The organism is Nonomuraea sp. KM88 (genome assembly GCF_052245635.1).
Classification (GTDB): Bacteria; Actinomycetota; Actinomycetes; order Streptosporangiales; family Streptosporangiaceae; genus Nonomuraea.
In genome coordinates this window covers 1-18,174 of the sequence record NZ_JBQQCC010000032.1, presented here as the reverse complement: position 1 = coordinate 18,174, position 18,174 = coordinate 1, and the positions used below count along the sequence as shown (strand labels likewise).

The following is an 18,174-nucleotide window of genomic DNA, read 5'->3' as shown; positions in this document are numbered from 1 at the left end:
GGATAGGTCGCGCAGGTGAACGCCGGGCCAACGGCGGCCCTTGCGGTCTTTCAGGCTCCGATCACAGCACTGCGGCGTTCGATCAGCAGCACGTCCCGCCAGACGCCGCGGTGGCGGCCGATGCGTTCGCGCGTGCCCACCATCCGAAAACCGAGCGCCTGATGCAGACTCAGGCTCGCGGCGTTCTCGCCGAACACGCCCGACTGGATGGTCCACACGCCGGCGTCCTCGCTTGCGGCGATGAACGCCGACAGCAGCGCGCGGCCGATGCCGTGGGCCTGGCAGCCGGGGTGGACGTAGATGCTGTGCTCGACCAGCCCGGCGTAGACCGGGCGGCCGGAGACCGCCGAGGCGGCCACCCAGCCGAGCACCTCGCCGGAGTCGCTATCGGCCGCCACATACCGCAGATGCGGCAACCGGCTCGCGGTGAACCCCTCCCAGCTGGGCGCGGTGGTCTCGAAACTGGCCTGGCCGGTGTCCAGCCCGGCCTGGTAGATCGCCAGCACCTCGGCGGCGTCGCCCTCACGCATCGGCCGGATCTCCAGGCCGGGCCCGATGGCGGGTTTGACGGCCTGGACGATGGCCGAGTGCACCCCGTCGCCGTGATCGGCCGTCAACGTGATGGCGATCTTGACGAAGCCGGCAGCGGCCAGCAGGTCCCGGTACTCCCGTACGGCGAGCGACCCGGCCGCGCAGCCGATGCGCTGCTCAGCCCGCTGCCGCGCCCGCTCGTCCCGGACGTGCGTCCGTACACCGTCCCGGACGGGCCGACGCGGCGCGCCGACAGCAGCACGTCGATGCCGCCGCCCGAGCCGAGGTCGAGCACCGTCTCGCCGTGTCGCAGGTCGGCGACGGCCACCGGGTTGCCGCAGCCCAGGCTGGCCCGCACCGCCCCCTCGGGGAGCACGGTCAGGTCGTCGTAGCCGGCCGCGCCGAAGCCGCCCTGTACGAAGGCGTCCTGCCGGCAGTCGGCGACCGTCCGGCCGGCGTCCGCGGCGCGGGCCAGGGCCGAGTAGTGGTCGATGATCTCGTCGTGCGCCATGACCAGGCTCCTTCACTCGCAGGTGGGCGCTGCCGGGACGGGGTTGCCCATGACCACGTCGGCGGCGGTCGGGAAACAGTTCACGCAGTTCTCGTTGATCCGGTACAGGCTGGACGTGCCCTGCCGATCGATCAGGACGAACCGCACCTCGGCCAGGATCTTCAGATGGTGGGAGACGGTGGACTGGCCCACCCCGGAAGCGGCCACGATCTCCCCCACGCTCATCGGCGCGCGCCGCCGCGCCAGCAGCGAAACGATCTGGATGCGGGTGGCGTCAGCCAAAGCCTTGAACCAGCTCGCGTACTCCTCGGCCTCCGCACGCGGCAAGGGCCCCTTGTTCTCGTTCATCGTTCATCGACGATATTCGATTAATTAGGCGAGCGGAAGCCCGGTTCTTCCTTCTCGCCCAGGCCTTCCATGTACGTGATAACGAACTGTTATCACGTACATGGACGATCACGACGGCGCGGCGACCAGGAGAACTCCTCCACTGGGCGGTGCGCCGAGGCTCTCGCCGCCCTCGCCGCGCGAGACGGCGCGCCGCCGACCGGCTAGCGCCACACCCCGCTGGCCGTCATCCGTCATCATCCGGACTGTGAACTGGCCAGCTCTCCGGTCAGCCATCGAACCGGCGTTGGCGCCAGCTTGATGGCCCAGGTGACGAGAGCTGTTTCCCGCTCTGGCGCTCCTCCTACGCGTTGAGCAGCATGACGGTCGCCACCAGCAGCCGGGCGGCGGCCATCAGTGTGTCCGGCTCAACGCGATCCGGAGTCTCTGCGGGAGTCTGGTAGCCGGGCATGCCCATGCCGATGCCGATCGAGGCCAGGCCGGCGGCGGCGTAGCGGCGGTTGTCGGAGGCCATCGCGCCCGCCTTCAATGGCACGCCGGTCAGGCGGGCGGCCTGGTCCAGGGCGGCCAGCAGAGCGTGGGCGGGTCCGCCCGCCTCGACAGCGGCGGCCTCGTGCAACTGCGCGGCACCGTCGAGGTTGATCACGAGCGTGTCCGGTGGCAGGGCGGCGGCGTGATGGGCCGAGCCCCACGCGCCCGCCTCCTCAGCGTCCAGGAAGGCCACCGTCAGCTCCAGCTCCCCGGGTGGCGCAGCGGCCGCCAGCACGCGGGCGGCCTCCAGGACCGCGGCCACCCCGGAGGCGTTGTCGGCGGCCGCGGGCAGGCGCCGGCCGGGATCGTCGCCGACGCCGTCGTAGTGCGCGCTCAGCAGTATGCGCAGCCCGGCCTGCGCGCCACCGTGATCGGTGCCGCCTCTGCCGCCGTCGGCTGGGCTGCCGGTCAGAGTGCTCGTTTCGGTACGAGGAGGGCGCGAGAAGCGGGCGTAGACGTTGCGGCCTCGGGTGGCGACCTGCCGCAACGGCATCGAGCCGGTCACCTGAACCGGGCCGCCATCCAGCGCTTCGGCCAGGCGCCTGTGGACCTCAGGATGCACGGCGATGACGGCCACCGTGCGGGCAGCCGGACCGGCGATCATCTTGGGCATCCAGCCTTCGGCGTCGGTGCCGCGTACGGTCAGCACTCCGGCCGCGCCCTGCGCCTCGGCCAGCTCGCACGCTCGCCCCCAGGTGGTGGCGTCGGCCAGTACCCATCGGCCGCGCAGGCCGGCCGGCGAGCCGGTCTCGGAGCCGGTCTCGGGGGCCTTGGTCAGGAGGGCGGTGCGCGGGTGCGAGAGTTCGGTGGAGGCCAGGTGTTCGACGAAGTCACGGCGGTGTTCCAGGCGCCGCGTCTGCCCGGCGCTGCTCCATTCGAGCACGGGCGTCTCATACAGCTCGCGCAGCCCTGCAACGTCGAACTCCGACACCTGCACCTGCGCGCCCAGCTCGCCGAGTTGCTCGGCTAGCCAGACAGCGGCCGCGCGGCCGCCGGGCGAGCCCACACGCCGCCCGGCGTAGCGGTCGCCGGCCAGCTCGCGCACCGTGGCGTGCATGCGAGTGGCCGACACCGCCTCCACCAGAGCGGCCAGATCCGGCTCGCCCTGGCCGAGGTCGGATGTTGTGCAGGTCATCCGCAGCACCCGGCGGCGCCCTGAAAACCGGCCTGAGAGTCGGCCCGGAGACCGGCCGGAGCCGGGTCCTGCCCGCAGCAACCTCTATGAGCCGCCTGCTCGGCGGCGGCCGGCTCCGCGCTCTGCCCTGCGAGGGCGGATGGCTCGCCGGTGGAGGCGGAGGGGCCGCCACAGCAACCTCCCGCAGCGGGCGGGGCGAATGCCTCATCCAGGTTCCCGAGGAAGCCGCCGCTGGCCTGGTTCGTCATCGTGTCTCCCTACTGAGCAGGGCGGAGTGCCCACCTCAGCCCTAAAATTAGATGGATGTCGAAGCAGATGCCACGATCTCAGAACATTTTGATATCCGTCAAGATAGATGAGCATCTAATCATGATGGGTCTAGTTGCTAGGCGCGGCGCGAAGCGTACTGCGGCTGGGTGAGTGATCTCGGCGGCGAGCTGCCGGGCGGTACAGCCGGCGCCGATCAGGGCGGCCGAGGCGGCCCGGTCCAGTCGCCATAGCCGGCAGGTGCAGGCGGGATGGACATGGGCTCTGGCCTTGAGCACGCCCCGCTCGCGGGCCTCGCGCACGGGCGGGACGGCCATGCTCCCGGCCTGCTCGCCCGCTTGGGCGGGCGGTGGCGGCGGGTGGCCAGGTCGAACAGGGCGCGGCCGTCGATCTCGATGATCACGCGCTTGCCGCGCGGTGTGCACATGTGTGCCGCTGTGCAGCGAGCTGTACTGGGCCGGCGAGAACAGGCGCAGGCTGTCCCAGAGGTGCCGTCAGGCGCCGCCGGCGCTGTCCTGAGCGTCGAGGATGACGAAGTCGGCTCTCGCGCGGCGCAGATAGTAGCTGGCGGCCCGGCCCGCCGGCCCGCCGCCGACACCGGGACGTCGACGGGCCGGGGCGACCGTCATGCGGGCAGCAGCTCCAGCTCAGTGCGTCCCGCCGCAGGCCGGGGGGCGGGTCCAGGAGTGGACTCGGTGAGCGGGGCGAACAGGGCGCCAAGCTTGTTCACCGCCTCGGGGATGATGCGGTAGTAGACCAGGTGCCGCGGCGTTCGCCGTCGATCAGCCCGGCGGTGCGCAGGACCTTGAGGTGGTGGGAGATCGTGGGGGCGGTCAGGTCGAAGGCGTCGGTCAGGTCGCAGACGCATGCCTCGCCGCCGGCGTGGGAGCCGATCATGGACAGCAGGCGCAGCCGTACCGGGTCGGCGACCGCCTTGAGCATGACGGCGAGTTCGGCAGCAGTGTCCTCGGCCAGCGGTTCACGGGCGATCGGGGCGCAGCACTGGCCGGTGGGGACGGTCATGACAACCCCTTCTAATTCGAATTATGTCTTGCACGCCTTCCGCCTCAAGGCCCTGTCGGCCGGTTCAGTGGAGTAGTGGCGGGCGTGCGGCAGGCGCTGCGCAACAGCGCCGCGATGGTCTGCTCCCACGGTTCGCACCGACGCCGGTGTCGATCTCGGTCTCGTTGCCGCGGATCACGGTGGCATCGCACAGATGGGCGGCGCGATGCAGACACCCCGCAGGCGCGGGCCGAGATGCAGGAGATCATCTCGCTGCGCTACCCACGATCCGCCCCGGGCCGCCGTCGGGCCGGCCGCGGCCGAGAGGGGCTGCGGAAGTTGCCGCTGTACGGCAACGTAGTACCCGTCAGGGCTGCGGCCGGTAGTCCTAGTCGTATGTCGCGTTCTCCCGGCAGTCTTCGGTTGGGGACAACAGCCGGGGGTGAAACTGTGCTGGAGAAAACTGCTGTGACGGTTCGGACGTCACGGTGTGGCGAGGCGCATTGGGCCGCGCATGGCAAGAGGCGGATGGATCTCATCCAGTCGGGCCATGTCGGCGTGGTGAGGGCCCATGACAGCTTCGACATCAGCAGCGGCAGCACCTTCACTGTTGATGCGGTCCCGTTGAGCCTGGGTGAGATTCGACGGCACCTCCGCGCGTGGTGTCGTTGTCGCGGTGCATGGCCACCGACGCCGGCCGGGGATCGCACCGCAACGTGGCGTCTGCCAGGTGCACGTGTCGCGATTGCAGGCGAGGGTGTGGTCGCACCTGCGTGAACGTCTGCAGCCGCGTGAGCCGATGCAGCGCCGACACCGAGCCGGGCCGCTTGCGGCGACGACCTTGAAGCGGTCGCAGCGTTTCGGCTCGGTCGCAGGAGGACGAGGTCCCGCCTGCCGTACAACGTGGAGTATTCATGACTGGCCCCGCGCGTAGCGCACCCCGCCTGTTCGGACGGCGCTCCTGGGCTGAAGCCCGTCGCATCGCAGACATTCTCCGCAAGGAGACCATCGGCGGCGCCCTGCTGCTGGCGGGTGCGGCACTGGCCATGGCGTGCGCCAACTCCCCGTGGTCAGCCGCCTATGAGGAGGTCCGCAGCTTCACCATCGGCCCTGCCTGGCTGCACCTGAACCTCGACATGGCCACCTGGGCCGCCGACGGGCTGCTGGCGATCTTCTTCTTCGTGGCCGGCCTGGAACTCAAACGCGAGTTCGTCGCCGGGGATCTGCGCCAGCCGCGGCGGGCCGCGGTGCCGGTCGCCGCCGCCCTCGGAGGCGTGATCGTCCCGGCCGCGCTCTACCTGTTGCTCACCCGTAACGTCGACGGCGCCGCCGCAGGTTGGGCGATCCCCACCGCGACCGACATCGCCTTCGCGCTGGCGGTGCTCGCGGTGATCGGCCGATTCCTGCCCGCGGCGCTGCGCACGTTCCTGCTGACCCTGGCCGTGGTCGATGACCTGCTGGCGATCGTCATCATCGCCGTCTTCTACACCAGCGACCTCGCGCTGATGCCGTTGCTGGTGGCGCTGGTTCCATTGGCGATCTTCACCGTGCTGGTGCAGCACCGGCTGCGTTCCTGGTGGCTGCTGCTGCCGCTGGCGATAACGGTCTGGGCTCTGGTGCACGCCTCGGGCGTGCATGCCACCGTCGCCGGCGTGCTGCTGGGCTTCGCCGTGCCGGTCATGCGCAGCCGGCGCGCAGGCGGGCCGGAAACCGGGCCGGGATTGGCCGAGCACTTCGAGCACCGGTTCAGGCCGCTCTCAGCCGGGGTGGCGGTGCCCTTGTTCGCGTTCTTGTCGGCGGGCGTGCAGCTGGGTGGGCTGAACGGTGCCTTCGCCGCTCTGAGCGACCCGGTCGCCCTTGGCATCGTGGTCGGTCTGGTCGTCGGCAAACCCATCGGGATCATGGTCGCGACCTGGCTGGTGGCTCGGTTCACCCGTGCTCACCTCGACGAGGGGTTGAGTTGGGTCGATGTGCTGGGGTTGTCGATTCTGGCCGGCATCGGCTTCACAGTGTCGCTGCTCATCGGCGAGCTGGCCTTCGGCGCCGGTGGCGCGCGCGGCGACTACGTCAAGATAGCCGTGCTCGGCGGCTCTGTCGCCGCAGCGCTGCTGGCGTCTGTGATCTTGCGCCTGCGTAACCGTGTCTACCGGCGCCTGCACGAGGCCGAGACCGCAGACCAGGACGGTGACAGCATTCCTGATGTCTATCAGAGCCACGTCGCTCCCCTGGACCACCATGTCGATCATGGCAACCGCGCCGGCCGTCACCATCCTGCCCACCACGGTCGCGGGAACCATGCGCGGCACGGGCAACGGAACAAGCCGGTGTGACCCTCAATCCGTGTGCAGCACGTGGCCGTGGTCGCCGGCATAGGCGTGAGAACCGCCGCAGGGACCATTCCAGACCGCTTCTTCTCCGGTTGATCGCTGCAACTCCCATTGCCGGACTTCGGTAAGCAGGAACCGACAAATCTGGCCTATAGCCATCCTTATCTTGCCGAACAGTCTCATTTCGGGAGAATCTGGAACTATGACGGATTACTGGGACAGGGAACATCAGCACGGCACCGGCGGACACGCGGATCACTTGCCTTTCGCTGAGATCGCCGCTCGTGCCAGCGCTGACGCCGGGGGTGTTCCTGCCCAGTGGCTGAGGGACTATCTCCCGCTGCTGGCCGACGTCAGTCGGACCGGGCGACGCCCAGGAGCGGCCGCGCTGGCACGCATGCGGGAATGTGGTGGGACCGCGGCGCGGGACGGCGTCCCCCTGCGCGCCATCATCGATGTGCACCTGAGCGCGACATGGCTGGCGTGGCCCGCTCTGCCAGGCATCGTCCGAAGCAGGCGGGCGGAGGAGCTCCGGTCCGCCGGGGAAGCGGTCTTCAAGGCCGCGGACCGGTCGATCGTGGCTTTGGTGGAGGGTTACGAGGCGGCCCAGCGCCTGATGATCCGCCGCGAGGAGGCACTTCGCCGGGAGTTCATCGACGACCTGCTCCACGGACGCCGTGACGTGGGTGCCCTCGCCGAGCGAGCGGAGCGCTTCGGGCTGCGCCTCGCCGGCGCCCACGTGGTCGCCATCGCCGCGGCCGGACAGCCCTTCTTCGACGGCGGGCCAGTCTCACGTCACGTGGAAGCGTCCCTGCTGTCCCGGTTCAGCCTGCGTGACATCCTGATCGCCACCAAGGAAGGCCTGCTGGTCTGCATATCCCCCGGCTACGTGAAAGGCGTGAGCGAAGCCTTCAGCGCGGCGGTGCAGGAGATGATGAACGGCGACCCCTCGCTACGGATCGGCGTGGGCCGCACCCACCACGGTTTCGGCGGCGTGGTGCGCTCCTTCGAGGAAGCCCGCAGCGTGGTGTCGTTCGCCCACCGCCTGGAACTCCCCGAGCGGATCCTGCATGCGTCCGACCTGCTCGTTCTGCAGGTGCTGCTGAGGGACAACGCGGCGATCAGCGAACTGGTCGAAGCCGTCCTCGGCCCCTTGCGGACCGCCAGAGGAGGCCCCGGTGCGCTGCTGGAAACGCTGTTCGCCTACTTCGCCGCCCAGGGCGTGGCAACGACGACGGCACGCCGCCTGCACATCGGCGTGCGTACGGTGACCTATCGCCTGCAGCGAATCCGCGAGCTCACCGGCTATGACCTGAACAACCCGATACAGCGACACGCGCTCGAGACGGCGACTCTCGGCGCGCGGCTGCTGGGCTGGCCTGGCGAGGGGGCCATCATGAGCGGCACCCGGACCCCTGCCCCAAGGAGCCCTCGCTGAGGGCCCGCAAGAGCCGCGCGAGCAGACGGTTCGCACAGATCACGTTGGAGCCGGCACCGGCGTCCGACACCGTGGCCAGCGGGCTACGCTGTCGCGTCATCGCGGTGACTATCTCCAAGGTCGTGGCGTGGCCCGGTACGCGGCAAAGTTCCCGGCTGGGCAGCGCGGAAAGCAGGTCGCCGATCGGGCGCTGGAGCGCCTCGGTCAGGATGCGCTCGCCGGTCTCGTCCGGGAAAACCTTCGCCAGGTTCGGGCTCTCACGGAACGGCCACGGAAGCAGCAGATCGAGCACCCTCGGCAGCGAGAGCGTCGCCTGGGGACGCCCGGAGAAGTCCAGGATCACGACTCCGGGAAGATTGCCGCGGACCAGGACCGCCAGCACGTCCATCAATCTCGCGTCGGACCGCATGGCCGGAAAATCGTGCGCCAGGTCCCGGGCGATCATATGAATCATCCCCTCACCCGTATGAAGCTTTCAGTTTCGATGCTGACAAGCCTTGTGGCGGGAGGACAATGTACGTGCCGGACCAGTATGAACGTCGATTCTTGCCGTCAAGCGGCAAAGTCCAACCAGGAGTACAGCACGCGGGCCGTGTGCCAGGTGAGTCCCCCGTCGGCCGCAACGTAGCGAGGGCCGCCACGGTGGAGGACAGTGGACGGATGCTGACGATCGAACCCGCCGGGCTGGCCAAGCGTTACCGGGATGGGGTCGCGGTCGACGAGCTCAGCCTGCAGGTCGCCCCCGGTGACATCTATGCCCTGGTCGGCCCGAACGGTGCGGGCAAGACCACACGGTCGAGTCCCTCAAGGGGCTGGCCGAGAGGATCAGCGCCTGGCGCTGGAGACGAGCACCAGGACGGGCCGCTGCCCCCTGTCAGCAATCACATGAACACGCTAAGTGAGTTGCCCAGCCTCCGGCTGCTGCTACTTCTCACCGACATTCCGGGCCCGAGCAGCCCTCGAGTGCTGTCCAAACTGACCCGACAAACGCTGCTGCTGCTCACCAGCCAAATCAGCCGCCCTTGGAGTGGACGGGGGCGCGCCGGTTCTCCAGGTCGAGGTCCTCGACGTTGAGAGTGAGAATTCGGCAGCTCTGGCCGCGGTCTCGTAGAGCATCCGCCAGCGGGTCTTCTCGCGGAGCGGGATGTCGCGGCGGCGACAGCAGCCGGTGGGTGGTCGTCTTGGCTACGGCCCGGGTCTCGTCGGGGTTTCCTTGCGGCGTTCCGCCTCGGCGAGGACCGAGGGGCGGGCCAGTCCTTCTTGGTGCGGCACCAGGTGAGCCAGGAGGCGACGGCGGCGCGGTTGCGCCAAGTGGCCGGTGCGCGGCTGCCCCACAGCTCGGTCAGGGCCTGGCCTCTCTCGCTGTCGTGACGTCGGCCAGGTGTCGATCGGCTCCGAACTGGGTGATGGTGCGATCGATGGCCGAGGCGTAGGCGCGGTGGGTGTTGGGGTTGTCGACGCGGGTGGTGGACAGGTAGGCGTCGGCGGCCGCGGTGAGATCGGCGTGCTCGCCGCGCAGAGCGGTGACCTTCCAGGAAGCGGCCCGCGCCGCGGTGCTCATGCCGGCCGCCGCGCCGGTGCGAGACCGGGCGCGGCGATGTACTGGAAAACGTGCCGGAGTCGCGCAGCGGTCCGGCGGGCCGATGCCGTGCTCGCCGCCGACTCGTGATCGCTCATGTACGTGACAACGGTCTGTTGTCACGTACATGAGGGTTACCGAGATCGGTGACGCTGCCGACGCAGTTGGTGCCGGAGGTGATTTCCGTAGCGCTTCCCCAGGTGGCGGCCGACGGTGACCACGCCGGTGAACAGGAACGTCCGTCGGACGTTGACCATGCAGGGCAGGATCTCTCTGACCATGTCGCTGTTGAGGCCTGCCGCGAGCAGGATTCGGATGCGGCGCACCGATTCGACGTGTTCTTCGGTGTAAACGCGGTAGCCGCCGGCCGTTCGCCCGGGAACCAACAGTCCTTTCTCCTCGTAATAGCGCAACGCGCGAGGGCTCACGCCTGCGCGCCGTGCCAGAGCACCGATCTGCACCCGTCGCTGCCTCTCAGACTTGACCTTCACGTCAACGTGAAGCTTTAGCTTAACGGAGACGCGCCGGGCACCCCGGCGTCCTCGAATGATGGGAGAACACGACAGTGACTCAGCAACTCTCGCCTGCGCCGGTGACCGTTCTGGGGATGGGGCCCATGGGACGAGCCATCGCTGCGGCGTTCCTCACCGCCGGTCACCCGACCACGGTGTGGAACCGGACCGCCAGTAAGGCCGGCGAGCTTCTCGCCCGCGGGGCCGTCTGGGCCGACAGCCCGCTGAGCGCGCTCGACGCTGCCGAGATGGTCATCGTCTGCGTCATCGACGCGAACGCGGTGGACGCCATCCTCGACCGGGCGCTGGCGGAGTCGGGCCGGTCACGGCTGCCCGCCACCACACTGGTGAATCTCACGTCCGAAGGGCCGGGGCGCACGCGCGAGCTGGCCGCCAAGGCGGGCGACTTGGGCGTGCGCTACCTCGATGGCTCGATCGTGACTCCGGCGGCGGCCATCGGTACGCAGGCGACCCGCATTCTCTACAGCGGGCCCGCCGTCCTCTTCGACCGCCACCGCCACACCCTGGCGGCGCTGGGCGGCGCGGCGGTCCATCTCGGGGACGATCCCGGCAGGGCGGCGAGCTTCGACGTCGCCTTGCTGAACCTGTTCTGGACCTCGATCGCCGGTCTGATGCACTCCTTCGCGCTCGCGGCGCGGCAGAACGTGCCGGCCACCGCGCTGGCACCGCACGCCCAGCAGATGGCGGGTCTGGTCGCCGACCTGCTGCCCGGACTCGCGGCCGATATTGACGCCGGGCGTTTCTCAGAGGCGGAATCAGCCTTGCTGACCTCGGTCACCGCGAGCCTGGGCCACATCATTCACGCGTTGGAGGAGGACGGGGTCTCCCCGGCCGTCACCCAGGCCGCCAAGAACGCCGTCGACGCTGCGGTGTCAGCCGGCCACGGAGGCGACTCCGCCGCCCGCCTCGCCGAGTTCCTCAGCCGCGGCCACACGGGGTTACCGTAGTACTCGGGAAAATCAGGCGGATATCCCGAGATAGGCTGCTGAGGTTGGTTATGCCGCGCAGCACTGCATCCTTGGACACCGCGATCTCCTGCCCAACCCGAGCGTCCCAGCCCGTCAATCATCCTGACAGAGAAACCCTCCACTGACCTGCGGTTCGACCCTTGCGTTGTTACACGTCAGTAGAGTCCCCGACCCCCATGTACGCCTTCATGGGCCGCGAGTTCCCCAAGCTCCCCGACCAACGGGACCGGGAGCGCCGCCGACGGCCGAGCGGCGCCAGACGGCACCGACCGCCCCTCTGCCGCGCCCGTCTTGACGCGTCCTGATAGGTTCCCTGCAGGTGCGCCGGGAAGTCTGGTCGGCAGTTCTGTCGCCGATCGTGTAGAGGGGGCCTGGTGTGCACACCAGCGAGTTCTTTGCCGTCCTCCCCCGATCATCGCCCGTACTTCGTCATCGAGGCCGCCCGGCTGTCGGCGCCGGGAGCGTGCCGGCCGGTGTCACCGATGCCGGGGAGGCATTGGCCTCCGAGACCAGCCGAGCGACAGGACCCTCGGATCGCCATCCGGGCCGGGGTGGCTCTGTCGCGGTCTGCGTGGTGAGCCGGCAGGTTCGGCCTGTGGCATTCGTCGGTGTGTGTCACAAAGGAGGGGCCAGCTGATGGGTGCGCTGTCGCTTGCGTTCGCGGGCATGCTGATGGTGGCCGTGCTGTTGTCCAGCCTGGCCCACCGCACCATCCTGTCCACGGCGGCCCTGTTCCTGGTGGCCGGGTTCGTGCTCGGTGATGGCGCGCTGAGCGTAGTGTCACTGCGGCCCGGCGACGATCTGGTGGCCACGCTGGCGGAGCTGGCGCTGTTCGCCGTGCTGTTCACCGACGGCATGCGGGTCGGCTGGAAGGACCTGCGTGGCGCTTGGCGTCTGCCCGGCCGGGCACTGGGGTGGGGGCTGCCGCTCACGCTGATCATCACCGCGCTGGCCGCCCATTACCTGCTCGGTCTCGGGTGGGTCGAGTCGCTGCTGATCGGCGCGATCCTGGCGCCGACCGACCCGGTGTTCGCCGCCGCGCTGGTCGGCAACGACAAGGTGCCGCCCCGGCTGCGGCAGCTGCTGAACGTTGAGTCGGGCGTCAATGACGGCCTGGCGCTGCCGTTCGTGATGGTGTTCCTGGCCGTCGCAGCCGGCTCGGAGGACCTGCATCTGGGTGAGCTCAGTCTCGAACTGGGCCTCGGCATCGTGATCGGGGTGGCCATCCCGTGGCTGGCGATCAAGCTGGAGCAGACCCGCTGGTTCTCCGCCTCCACCCAGTACGAACCACTCAACGGCCTGGCCATCGGCCTGCTGGTGCTGGCGGTGGGCAAGGCCACACACGGCAACCTCTTCCTGGCGGCCTTCGCCGCGGGGATCACGGTCGCCACCTTCGGCGAGCGGCAGCGCGAGTCGTTCGAACATTTCGGCGAGCTCATCGCCGAGCTGCTGAAGCTGGCGGCGCTGCTGGTGTTCGGCGCGCTCATCACTCCCGCCCTGCTCGGCTCGGTCGGCTGGCAGGGCTGGCTGTTCGCGATCCTGGCGCTGGTGCTGGCCCGGCCGGTGGCGATCTGGGTGTCGTTCCTCGGTTCCGGGCTCAGCGTACGGGAGCAAGCCGCGGTGGCCTGGTTCGGCCCTAAGGGCTTCGCCTCCGTCGTCTACGGGCTGATCGTCCTCGCCTCCGGCATCAGCGCGGCCCAGAACGTCTTCCAGCTCGTCGCGGTGACGATCGTCCTTTCGATCTTCCTGCATTCCTCCACCGACATCGTGGTGGCCCGTGGCTTCGACGACGAGCGTGACGTGCCCGCCTGGTTCGGTGTTGCACGCCGGCTCCGCGGACGAGCCCAGGAGGATGCCCCGTCATGAGCCCGCGAGCAAGCCATCGATTTGTTCGGATTGATCCGAACAAATTGATACAATGGCCCTCATGAGCGCGGATCGACGGAGGGAACGGGGCTCTGCCCTACACAGTGGTGATCGAGCCGGACGGCTGGGCGGGTGGGACGAACAGAGCGACAAGCAATGAGACCGTTGCTGATCAGCGTGGGCAGCCGTGGAGACGTCCAGCAGTTCATGGCGCTGGCGCGCGGGCTGTTGGACGCTGGGCACCGGCCGGTCCTGGCCGCGCCCCGCCGGTTCGAGCCGCTCGTGGCCGGGTGTGGGGTGGAGTTCGCGCCGCTCAGCGACGAGATGTTCGCACTGCAGGGCTCGGTCAAGGGGCAGGGCGTGCGCGCGGCCATCACCGCCGCGCGATCGGTCAGGCCGATGCTGCGCCGCCTCCTGGACGATCAGGCAGCGCTCGCGGCACGTCCGGCTGATGTCGTCGTGTACCACCCCAAGTCTCTCGGCGGGCCCTACGTCGCAGAGAAGCTCGGCGTCCCGGCGCTCGCCGGTCTGCTCATCCCTCTGTACGTGCCCACGTCCGCCTTTCCTTCTCCGATCTTCCCGATCCGGCCGCCAGGCCCGCTCAACCGGGCGAGCTGGCGGGTCGCCGCCGCGATCGAGGCCCCGTACCGGAGCACCATCCGCACGTGGCGAGCCGAGGCGCTGGGCCTGCAGGACGGCTTCCTGCCGATGGCCGAACTGGTCAAGTCGGGCACCGTGCTGCACGCCTGGAGCCCGCATCTGCTGCCCGCGCCTGCCGACTGGCCCGCGTCCGCTCGCCCCCTCGGGTTCTGGACGACGCCTGCGGACGACACCTGGACTCCGCCCGAGCGGCTGAGCCGCTTTTTGAATCAGGGCGAACCGCCCGTCTACGTGGGCTTCGGCAGCTCGATCACCGATGATCCCGAGTCGTTGACCGCCGCGGTTCTGGAGGGGGTCCGGCTGGTGGGGCGTCGGGCCGTGCTGGCCACTGGATGGGGAGCGCTACGGCCGGGTGCGGTCGCGAACGATGTCCTGGTGATAGAGGAGGCTCCGCACGACTGGTTGCTGCCACGCGTCGCCGTCGCCGTCCACCACGGAGGCGTCGGCACGGCCGCGGCGGCCCTGCGCGCGGGGGTGCCTCAGGTGGTCCGCCCGTTCGTCGGCGATCAGCCGTTCTGGGCCGCCCGCCTGCACCACCTCGGCGTCGCCCCAGCTCCGTTGCGCGGCCGTCTCACCGCCGCCCGGTTGGCCGCCGCCATTGAGAACGCGGCGGAGCTGGCGCCGGCCGCCCGTATGCTGGCCGGACACGTCGGCGCTGAAAACGGCGTCGCCGCCGCCGTGGCTCGCGTCGCTGGCTGCGTCAACTCCCGTTCCTGAGCACCGTCGTGATATTCGATCTTCTTTGGTCCTGATCGTGCTCAATGCCGACGGCCGCGATCAGCGCGGCCTTCCCTGAGCAGGCTCGGGGAAGGCCGCCGCCACATCGAAGATGCAACGTTGTCGTCGGCTCCGTCCTGTTTCACCGCACGGTTCATCGGATACCTCCGAGGAGATCCCCGCCTTCAGGCGGGGGAGGATGTCAAACAACAGTCCCAGCCCGCAGACGGCCTTCCACCGCAGATCAAACCGCAGCGTAGCGACCGCAGGCGTCATCGGTGATGCCGACGCCCGCTCCGATACCGGGTTCGGCGATGAGACCGAATCCGGCGCGCGCGCAAGGTCGGCGGCGAGCGCGGGCGGGATGCGGGAGGGTGAGCAGCGCGTGATGGTAGGCGGTTGGACCGGCGGGATGGAGCCGAGGCGGACACGTTCGTCGGTGGCGTGCAGTCCGGTGTGGTCGACGCCGAACCCGGCGGTGGCCTCGATCCCGAGGCCTGCCAGGGTAGTTGCCGATGTTCGCCGGGCCGGCCACTTTCGAGACCTCAGGCGCGAGCTCCGGCGCTATCGCAGTTCAGCGGTATATCCGGTGAAACTTTCCTCATCGCTGCTGGGGACCCCAGGAGGATGGACGGGCGCCCGCCTACGTGCTAATTTGCCTGCTAGTTAGCATCTAATGCGGAAAAGCAGATGAATACACGTAACCACGTTCAGCAGCTGCTCGCCGCGATGCAGCGCGACCTGCTGCCCTCGCTGCTGCACGTCCATGAAGACGACGACCTGCGGCTGATCGACAACGTCATGCTGCAGGTGCTCGACCGCGGTGAGGAGCCCACGGTCAAGGAACTGGCCGCCCTGATCGGCCGTTCCGACTCGCGGACCAGCCGGATCGTCGACGGGCTGGTGCGGCGCGGGCTCGTGGAACGGTATGAGGACGAGCGGGATCGCCGCGCCCGCAGGATCCGGGTGAGTGAGCAGGGCACCGCGTTGCTGCAACGGATCCGCCGGGTCAGGGTCGATGCGCAGATGCGGCTCTGGGAGCACTTCACCGAGCAGGAGCAGCAGATCGTGCTCCAGGCGCTGGAGCTTTTCGCCAAGGCTGCGAGGAGGGTACGGGATGAAGCTGATCCAACTGTCTCAGATCGACGCCTCGATGGTCGACCTGGTGGGCGGGAAGGCCGCCGGGCTGGGGGAGATGATCAAGGCAGGTGAGCGGGTCCCTGACGGCTTCTGCGTGACCGTCGAAGCCCATGCGACTGGAGAGGTCCCGGAGGCAGAGCTGGTCGAGGCCTACGAGCGACTCGGCGGCGGCAAGGTGGCGGTGCGCTCAAGCGCCACCGCCGAAGACCTCCCTCAGGCCAGTTTCGCCGGGCAGCAGGACACCTACCTCAACGTCGAGGGCGGCCAAGCGCTGATCGACGCCGTCCGCCGCTGCTGGGACTCCCTGCACAACGAGCGCGCCGTGTCCTACCGGGCCAACGCCGGCATCGAGGACGCGGCGATGGCCGTCGTGGTGCAGCGGATGGTCGACCCCGAGCGGGCCGGCGTGCTGTTCACGGCCAACCCGATCACCGGGCGTCGCACCCAGATGGTCGTCGACGCCGCGAAAGGACTCGGCACCGCGATCGTCGACGGGTCCGTGGTGCCCGACCACTACGAATTCGACGACGATGCCGTCCAGGACGGCTGGCTGGAGGACCTGCGTACGGCAGGGCTGCGGTTGCGGGAGCACTTCGGGTCGCCGCAGGACATCGAGTGGGCCATCGATCGAGACGGCACGCTGTGGTTACTGCAGTCCCGCCCGATCACGACCCTGTTCCCGGCGCCGCCCGCGACCGGCGAGCCCCGGCTCTACCTGGAGTTCGGACACATCCAGGGCATGCTGCGGCCGATGACCCCGATGGGGGTGTCGATACTCAAGGCCGGCGCCGCCCCGTGGTTCGAAGCGGTCGGCGCGAAGCTCGATCAGCGTGATCCGCTGCCCCGGATGGTTCCCATCGGCGGCAGGCTCTATTTCGACCTGACCGACTTCCTGCGCAACAAGGCGATTCGCAAACGGCTGGGAGCTTCACTGGAGGTGTACGGTCCGCGCGTGCAGGGCGCGGTGCAGCGGATGCTGCACGATCCGCGCTTCGCCCCGCGGCCCGGCCTGCCGTTCAGGATGCGCACGGTCATCAGGGCGACGGCGCTCATCGCGCCCCGAGCCGTCGCCGGGCTCGTCTCCGCCCTGGCCCGGCCGGAGGCCGCGCGGGCCAAGGCCTACCGTGGAGTCGAGAAGATCAGGCGACTGACCGTCCCGCCCGGGAAGAACGCGACCGCCGCCGAGCGGCTGCGCTGGGCGGCGGAGGACGCGCACAAGGCGGTCATGACCCTGGACATGCAGGGGATCATGTGGCCGCTGGTCGCCGGCATCATGGCAGGCACCGCTCCGGCCGCTCTGCTCGAGGGCGTGGCCACCGAGGAGGAGCTGGACACCGTTCTCGGCGGCATGCCGTACAACGTGACCACGGAGATGGACCTGGCCCTGTGGAAGCTCGCGGTGAAGGCGCGCGAGCACCGCGACCTGTTCGCGACCACCCCCACGGCTGAACTCGCCGCCCGCTACCGGGAAGGCGACCTGCCCGACATCGGCATGGCCGCGTTCCTCGACAAGTACGGCATGCGCGCCGCCGCCGAGATCGACGTCGGTACGCCACGGTGGGCGGAGGACCAGGCCCCGCTGTTCTCCACGATCGCCAACTACCTGCGCGTGGACGACCCCGGCCAGGCACCGGACCGGCGGTTCGAGCAGACAGCGGCGAGAGCCGAGCGCATGCTCACCGCGCTGGCGCGGCGCGCCCGACGCAAACGGCCGATCCGCGGCAGGGTCGCGACCTTCCTCATGCGCAGGTCACGCGAGCTCACCGGCCTGCGCGAGATCGGCAAGTTCGCCTGGCTGATCCCGCTGCAGGCCGCGCGGAAGCAACTGCTGCTCGTCGGCGAGGAGTTGTTCGAGCAACCGGACGACATCATGTTCCTCGACCTGGTCGAGGCACGCCAGGCCGTTCAGGGCGCGGATCTCCGACCCTTGATCGCGGCCCGTCGGGCCGAGTACGAGCGCGAACTGCGACGGCCCGCCGTACCTGGAGCGCTGCTGTCCGACGGCACCGACGTGGAGGCGCTCGCGCCGCAAGGCCCCACGGAGGACGGAGTGCTCACCGGCATGGCCGGAGCGGCGGGTCGGGCGACCGGAAGGGCGCGCGTGATCCGCGACCCGGCCGACGCGCACATCGAGCCCGGCGAGATCCTCGTCGCACCCACCACCGACCCCGGCTGGACGCCGCTCTTCCTGACCACGGCGGGCCTGGTCACCGAGACCGGCTCCCCGGTCGCGCACGGCCCGACCGTCGCCAGGGAATACGGCATCCCCGCCGTCATCTGCGTGCGCAACGCCACCCACGAGATCAAAACCGGGCAGCTCATCACCATCGACGGCGCCGCGGGGACCGTGCGCATAGACGAGGGTTGACCAGGGGTTCGATCCGGTCGCCGACTGGACGTCGCTTCCCAGGCGGGTCAAGTCTCGCTTGTGAGATGTCCCTTCCGGATGAAGGTGGCGCGCCCCTGCGGCTGTCGCCTTCTCCCGCGCCATGTCGAGCAATGATCGAAACCTGTGGATCTGACGGGAAGGGGTGTACCTTCCCGAATCATCTGATCAAGGTTTCGAGATAAGGCCGACGCGCCAACGTCGGTCGGGAAGGCACACCCGTGCTCACCGTAGT

The 18,174-nt window shown here is 69.4% G+C and carries 16 protein-coding genes and 1 pseudogene; 7 read left to right on the top strand and 10 right to left on the bottom strand.

The window, feature by feature from the left end:
• Positions 1 to 50 precede the first annotated feature (50 nt).
• From ACTWPV_RS47140 to ACTWPV_RS47115, 6 genes and pseudogenes are all read right to left on the bottom strand, one after another.
• Positions 51 to 617, bottom strand: coding sequence for a GNAT family N-acetyltransferase (locus ACTWPV_RS47140; protein WP_443156838.1), 567 nt, complete (start codon positions 615 to 617; stop codon positions 51 to 53).
• Complete coding sequence (locus ACTWPV_RS47135; protein WP_443156837.1) at positions 614 to 1,042, bottom strand: hypothetical protein; 429 nt, start codon at positions 1,040 to 1,042, stop codon at positions 614 to 616. Before ACTWPV_RS47135 ends, ACTWPV_RS47140 begins: the two co-directional genes overlap by 4 nt.
• Positions 1,043 to 1,054: 12 nt before the next feature.
• A complete protein-coding gene (locus tag ACTWPV_RS47130) occupies positions 1,055 to 1,390 on the bottom strand; it encodes an ArsR/SmtB family transcription factor (protein WP_347648626.1) in 336 nt (111 codons plus the stop codon).
• A 343-nt stretch (positions 1,391 to 1,733) separates the two neighbouring features.
• Positions 1,734 to 3,056, bottom strand: a complete 1,323-nt coding sequence (locus ACTWPV_RS47125; protein WP_443156836.1) for a M28 family peptidase — start codon at positions 3,054 to 3,056, stop codon at positions 1,734 to 1,736.
• Between the two features lie 761 nt (positions 3,057 to 3,817).
• A complete protein-coding gene (locus ACTWPV_RS47120) occupies positions 3,818 to 3,952 on the bottom strand; it encodes an NAD(P)-binding protein (protein ID WP_443156835.1) in 135 nt (44 codons plus the stop codon).
• A pseudogene (locus ACTWPV_RS47115) lies at positions 3,949 to 4,346 on the bottom strand (metalloregulator ArsR/SmtB family transcription factor). The gene ACTWPV_RS47120 and the pseudogene ACTWPV_RS47115 overlap by 4 nt, the downstream one beginning before the upstream one ends.
• An 893-nt stretch (positions 4,347 to 5,239) precedes the next feature.
• Here ACTWPV_RS47115 and nhaA point away from each other — a divergent pair.
• Positions 5,240 to 6,655: a Na+/H+ antiporter NhaA gene (gene nhaA / locus ACTWPV_RS47110; protein WP_443156834.1), complete on the top strand. Its 1,416-nt coding sequence runs from the start codon at positions 5,240 to 5,242 to the stop codon at positions 6,653 to 6,655.
• Between the two features lie 3 nt (positions 6,656 to 6,658).
• On the opposite strand, the gene ACTWPV_RS47105 is transcribed toward nhaA, so the two are convergent.
• The gene (locus tag ACTWPV_RS47105) at positions 6,659 to 6,835 is read right to left on the bottom strand and encodes a hypothetical protein (RefSeq protein WP_443156833.1); all 177 of its coding nucleotides are present in this window, start codon (positions 6,833 to 6,835) and stop codon (positions 6,659 to 6,661) included.
• A gap of 274 nt (positions 6,836 to 7,109) precedes the next feature.
• Between ACTWPV_RS47105 and ACTWPV_RS47100 the strand changes: the two genes are divergently transcribed.
• Entirely contained in the window at positions 7,110 to 8,090 is a 981-nt protein-coding gene (locus ACTWPV_RS47100) for a PucR family transcriptional regulator (protein ID WP_443156832.1), read from the top strand.
• Here the strand turns inward: ACTWPV_RS47100 and ACTWPV_RS47095 are convergent.
• From ACTWPV_RS47095 to ACTWPV_RS47085, 3 genes are all read right to left on the bottom strand, one after another.
• Entirely contained in the window at positions 8,047 to 8,544 is a 498-nt protein-coding gene (locus tag ACTWPV_RS47095; RefSeq protein WP_443156831.1) for a hypothetical protein, read from the bottom strand. The genes ACTWPV_RS47100 and ACTWPV_RS47095 overlap by 44 nt on opposite strands.
• An 888-nt stretch (positions 8,545 to 9,432) precedes the next feature.
• Positions 9,433 to 9,651, bottom strand: a complete 219-nt coding sequence (locus ACTWPV_RS47090; protein ID WP_443156830.1) for a hypothetical protein — start codon at positions 9,649 to 9,651, stop codon at positions 9,433 to 9,435.
• Between the two features lie 152 nt (positions 9,652 to 9,803).
• The gene (locus tag ACTWPV_RS47085; protein ID WP_443156829.1) at positions 9,804 to 10,130 is read right to left on the bottom strand and encodes a MerR family transcriptional regulator; all 327 of its coding nucleotides are present in this window, start codon (positions 10,128 to 10,130) and stop codon (positions 9,804 to 9,806) included.
• A gap of 104 nt (positions 10,131 to 10,234) precedes the next feature.
• On the opposite strand from ACTWPV_RS47085, the gene ACTWPV_RS47080 reads away from it, so the two are divergent.
• The 5 genes from ACTWPV_RS47080 to ACTWPV_RS47060 all read left to right on the top strand — a co-directional run bounded on the left by ACTWPV_RS47080 (position 10,235) and on the right by ACTWPV_RS47060 (position 17,921).
• On the top strand, positions 10,235 to 11,149 hold the full coding sequence (locus tag ACTWPV_RS47080) for an NAD(P)-dependent oxidoreductase (RefSeq protein WP_443156828.1): 915 nt from the start codon (positions 10,235 to 10,237) through the stop codon (positions 11,147 to 11,149).
• Between the two features lie 657 nt (positions 11,150 to 11,806).
• A complete protein-coding gene (locus ACTWPV_RS47075) occupies positions 11,807 to 13,036 on the top strand; it encodes a cation:proton antiporter (RefSeq protein ID WP_443156827.1) in 1,230 nt (409 codons plus the stop codon).
• Between the two features lie 156 nt (positions 13,037 to 13,192).
• Positions 13,193 to 14,413: a glycosyltransferase gene (locus ACTWPV_RS47070; RefSeq protein ID WP_443156826.1), complete on the top strand. Its 1,221-nt coding sequence runs from the start codon at positions 13,193 to 13,195 to the stop codon at positions 14,411 to 14,413.
• Between the two features lie 729 nt (positions 14,414 to 15,142).
• Entirely contained in the window at positions 15,143 to 15,625 is a 483-nt protein-coding gene (locus ACTWPV_RS47065; protein WP_443156825.1) for a MarR family winged helix-turn-helix transcriptional regulator, read from the top strand.
• On the top strand, positions 15,531 to 17,921 hold the full coding sequence (locus tag ACTWPV_RS47060; RefSeq protein ID WP_443156824.1) for a PEP/pyruvate-binding domain-containing protein: 2,391 nt from the start codon (positions 15,531 to 15,533) through the stop codon (positions 17,919 to 17,921). The genes ACTWPV_RS47065 and ACTWPV_RS47060 overlap by 95 nt, the downstream gene beginning before the upstream one ends.
• Positions 17,922 to 18,174 lie beyond the last annotated feature (253 nt).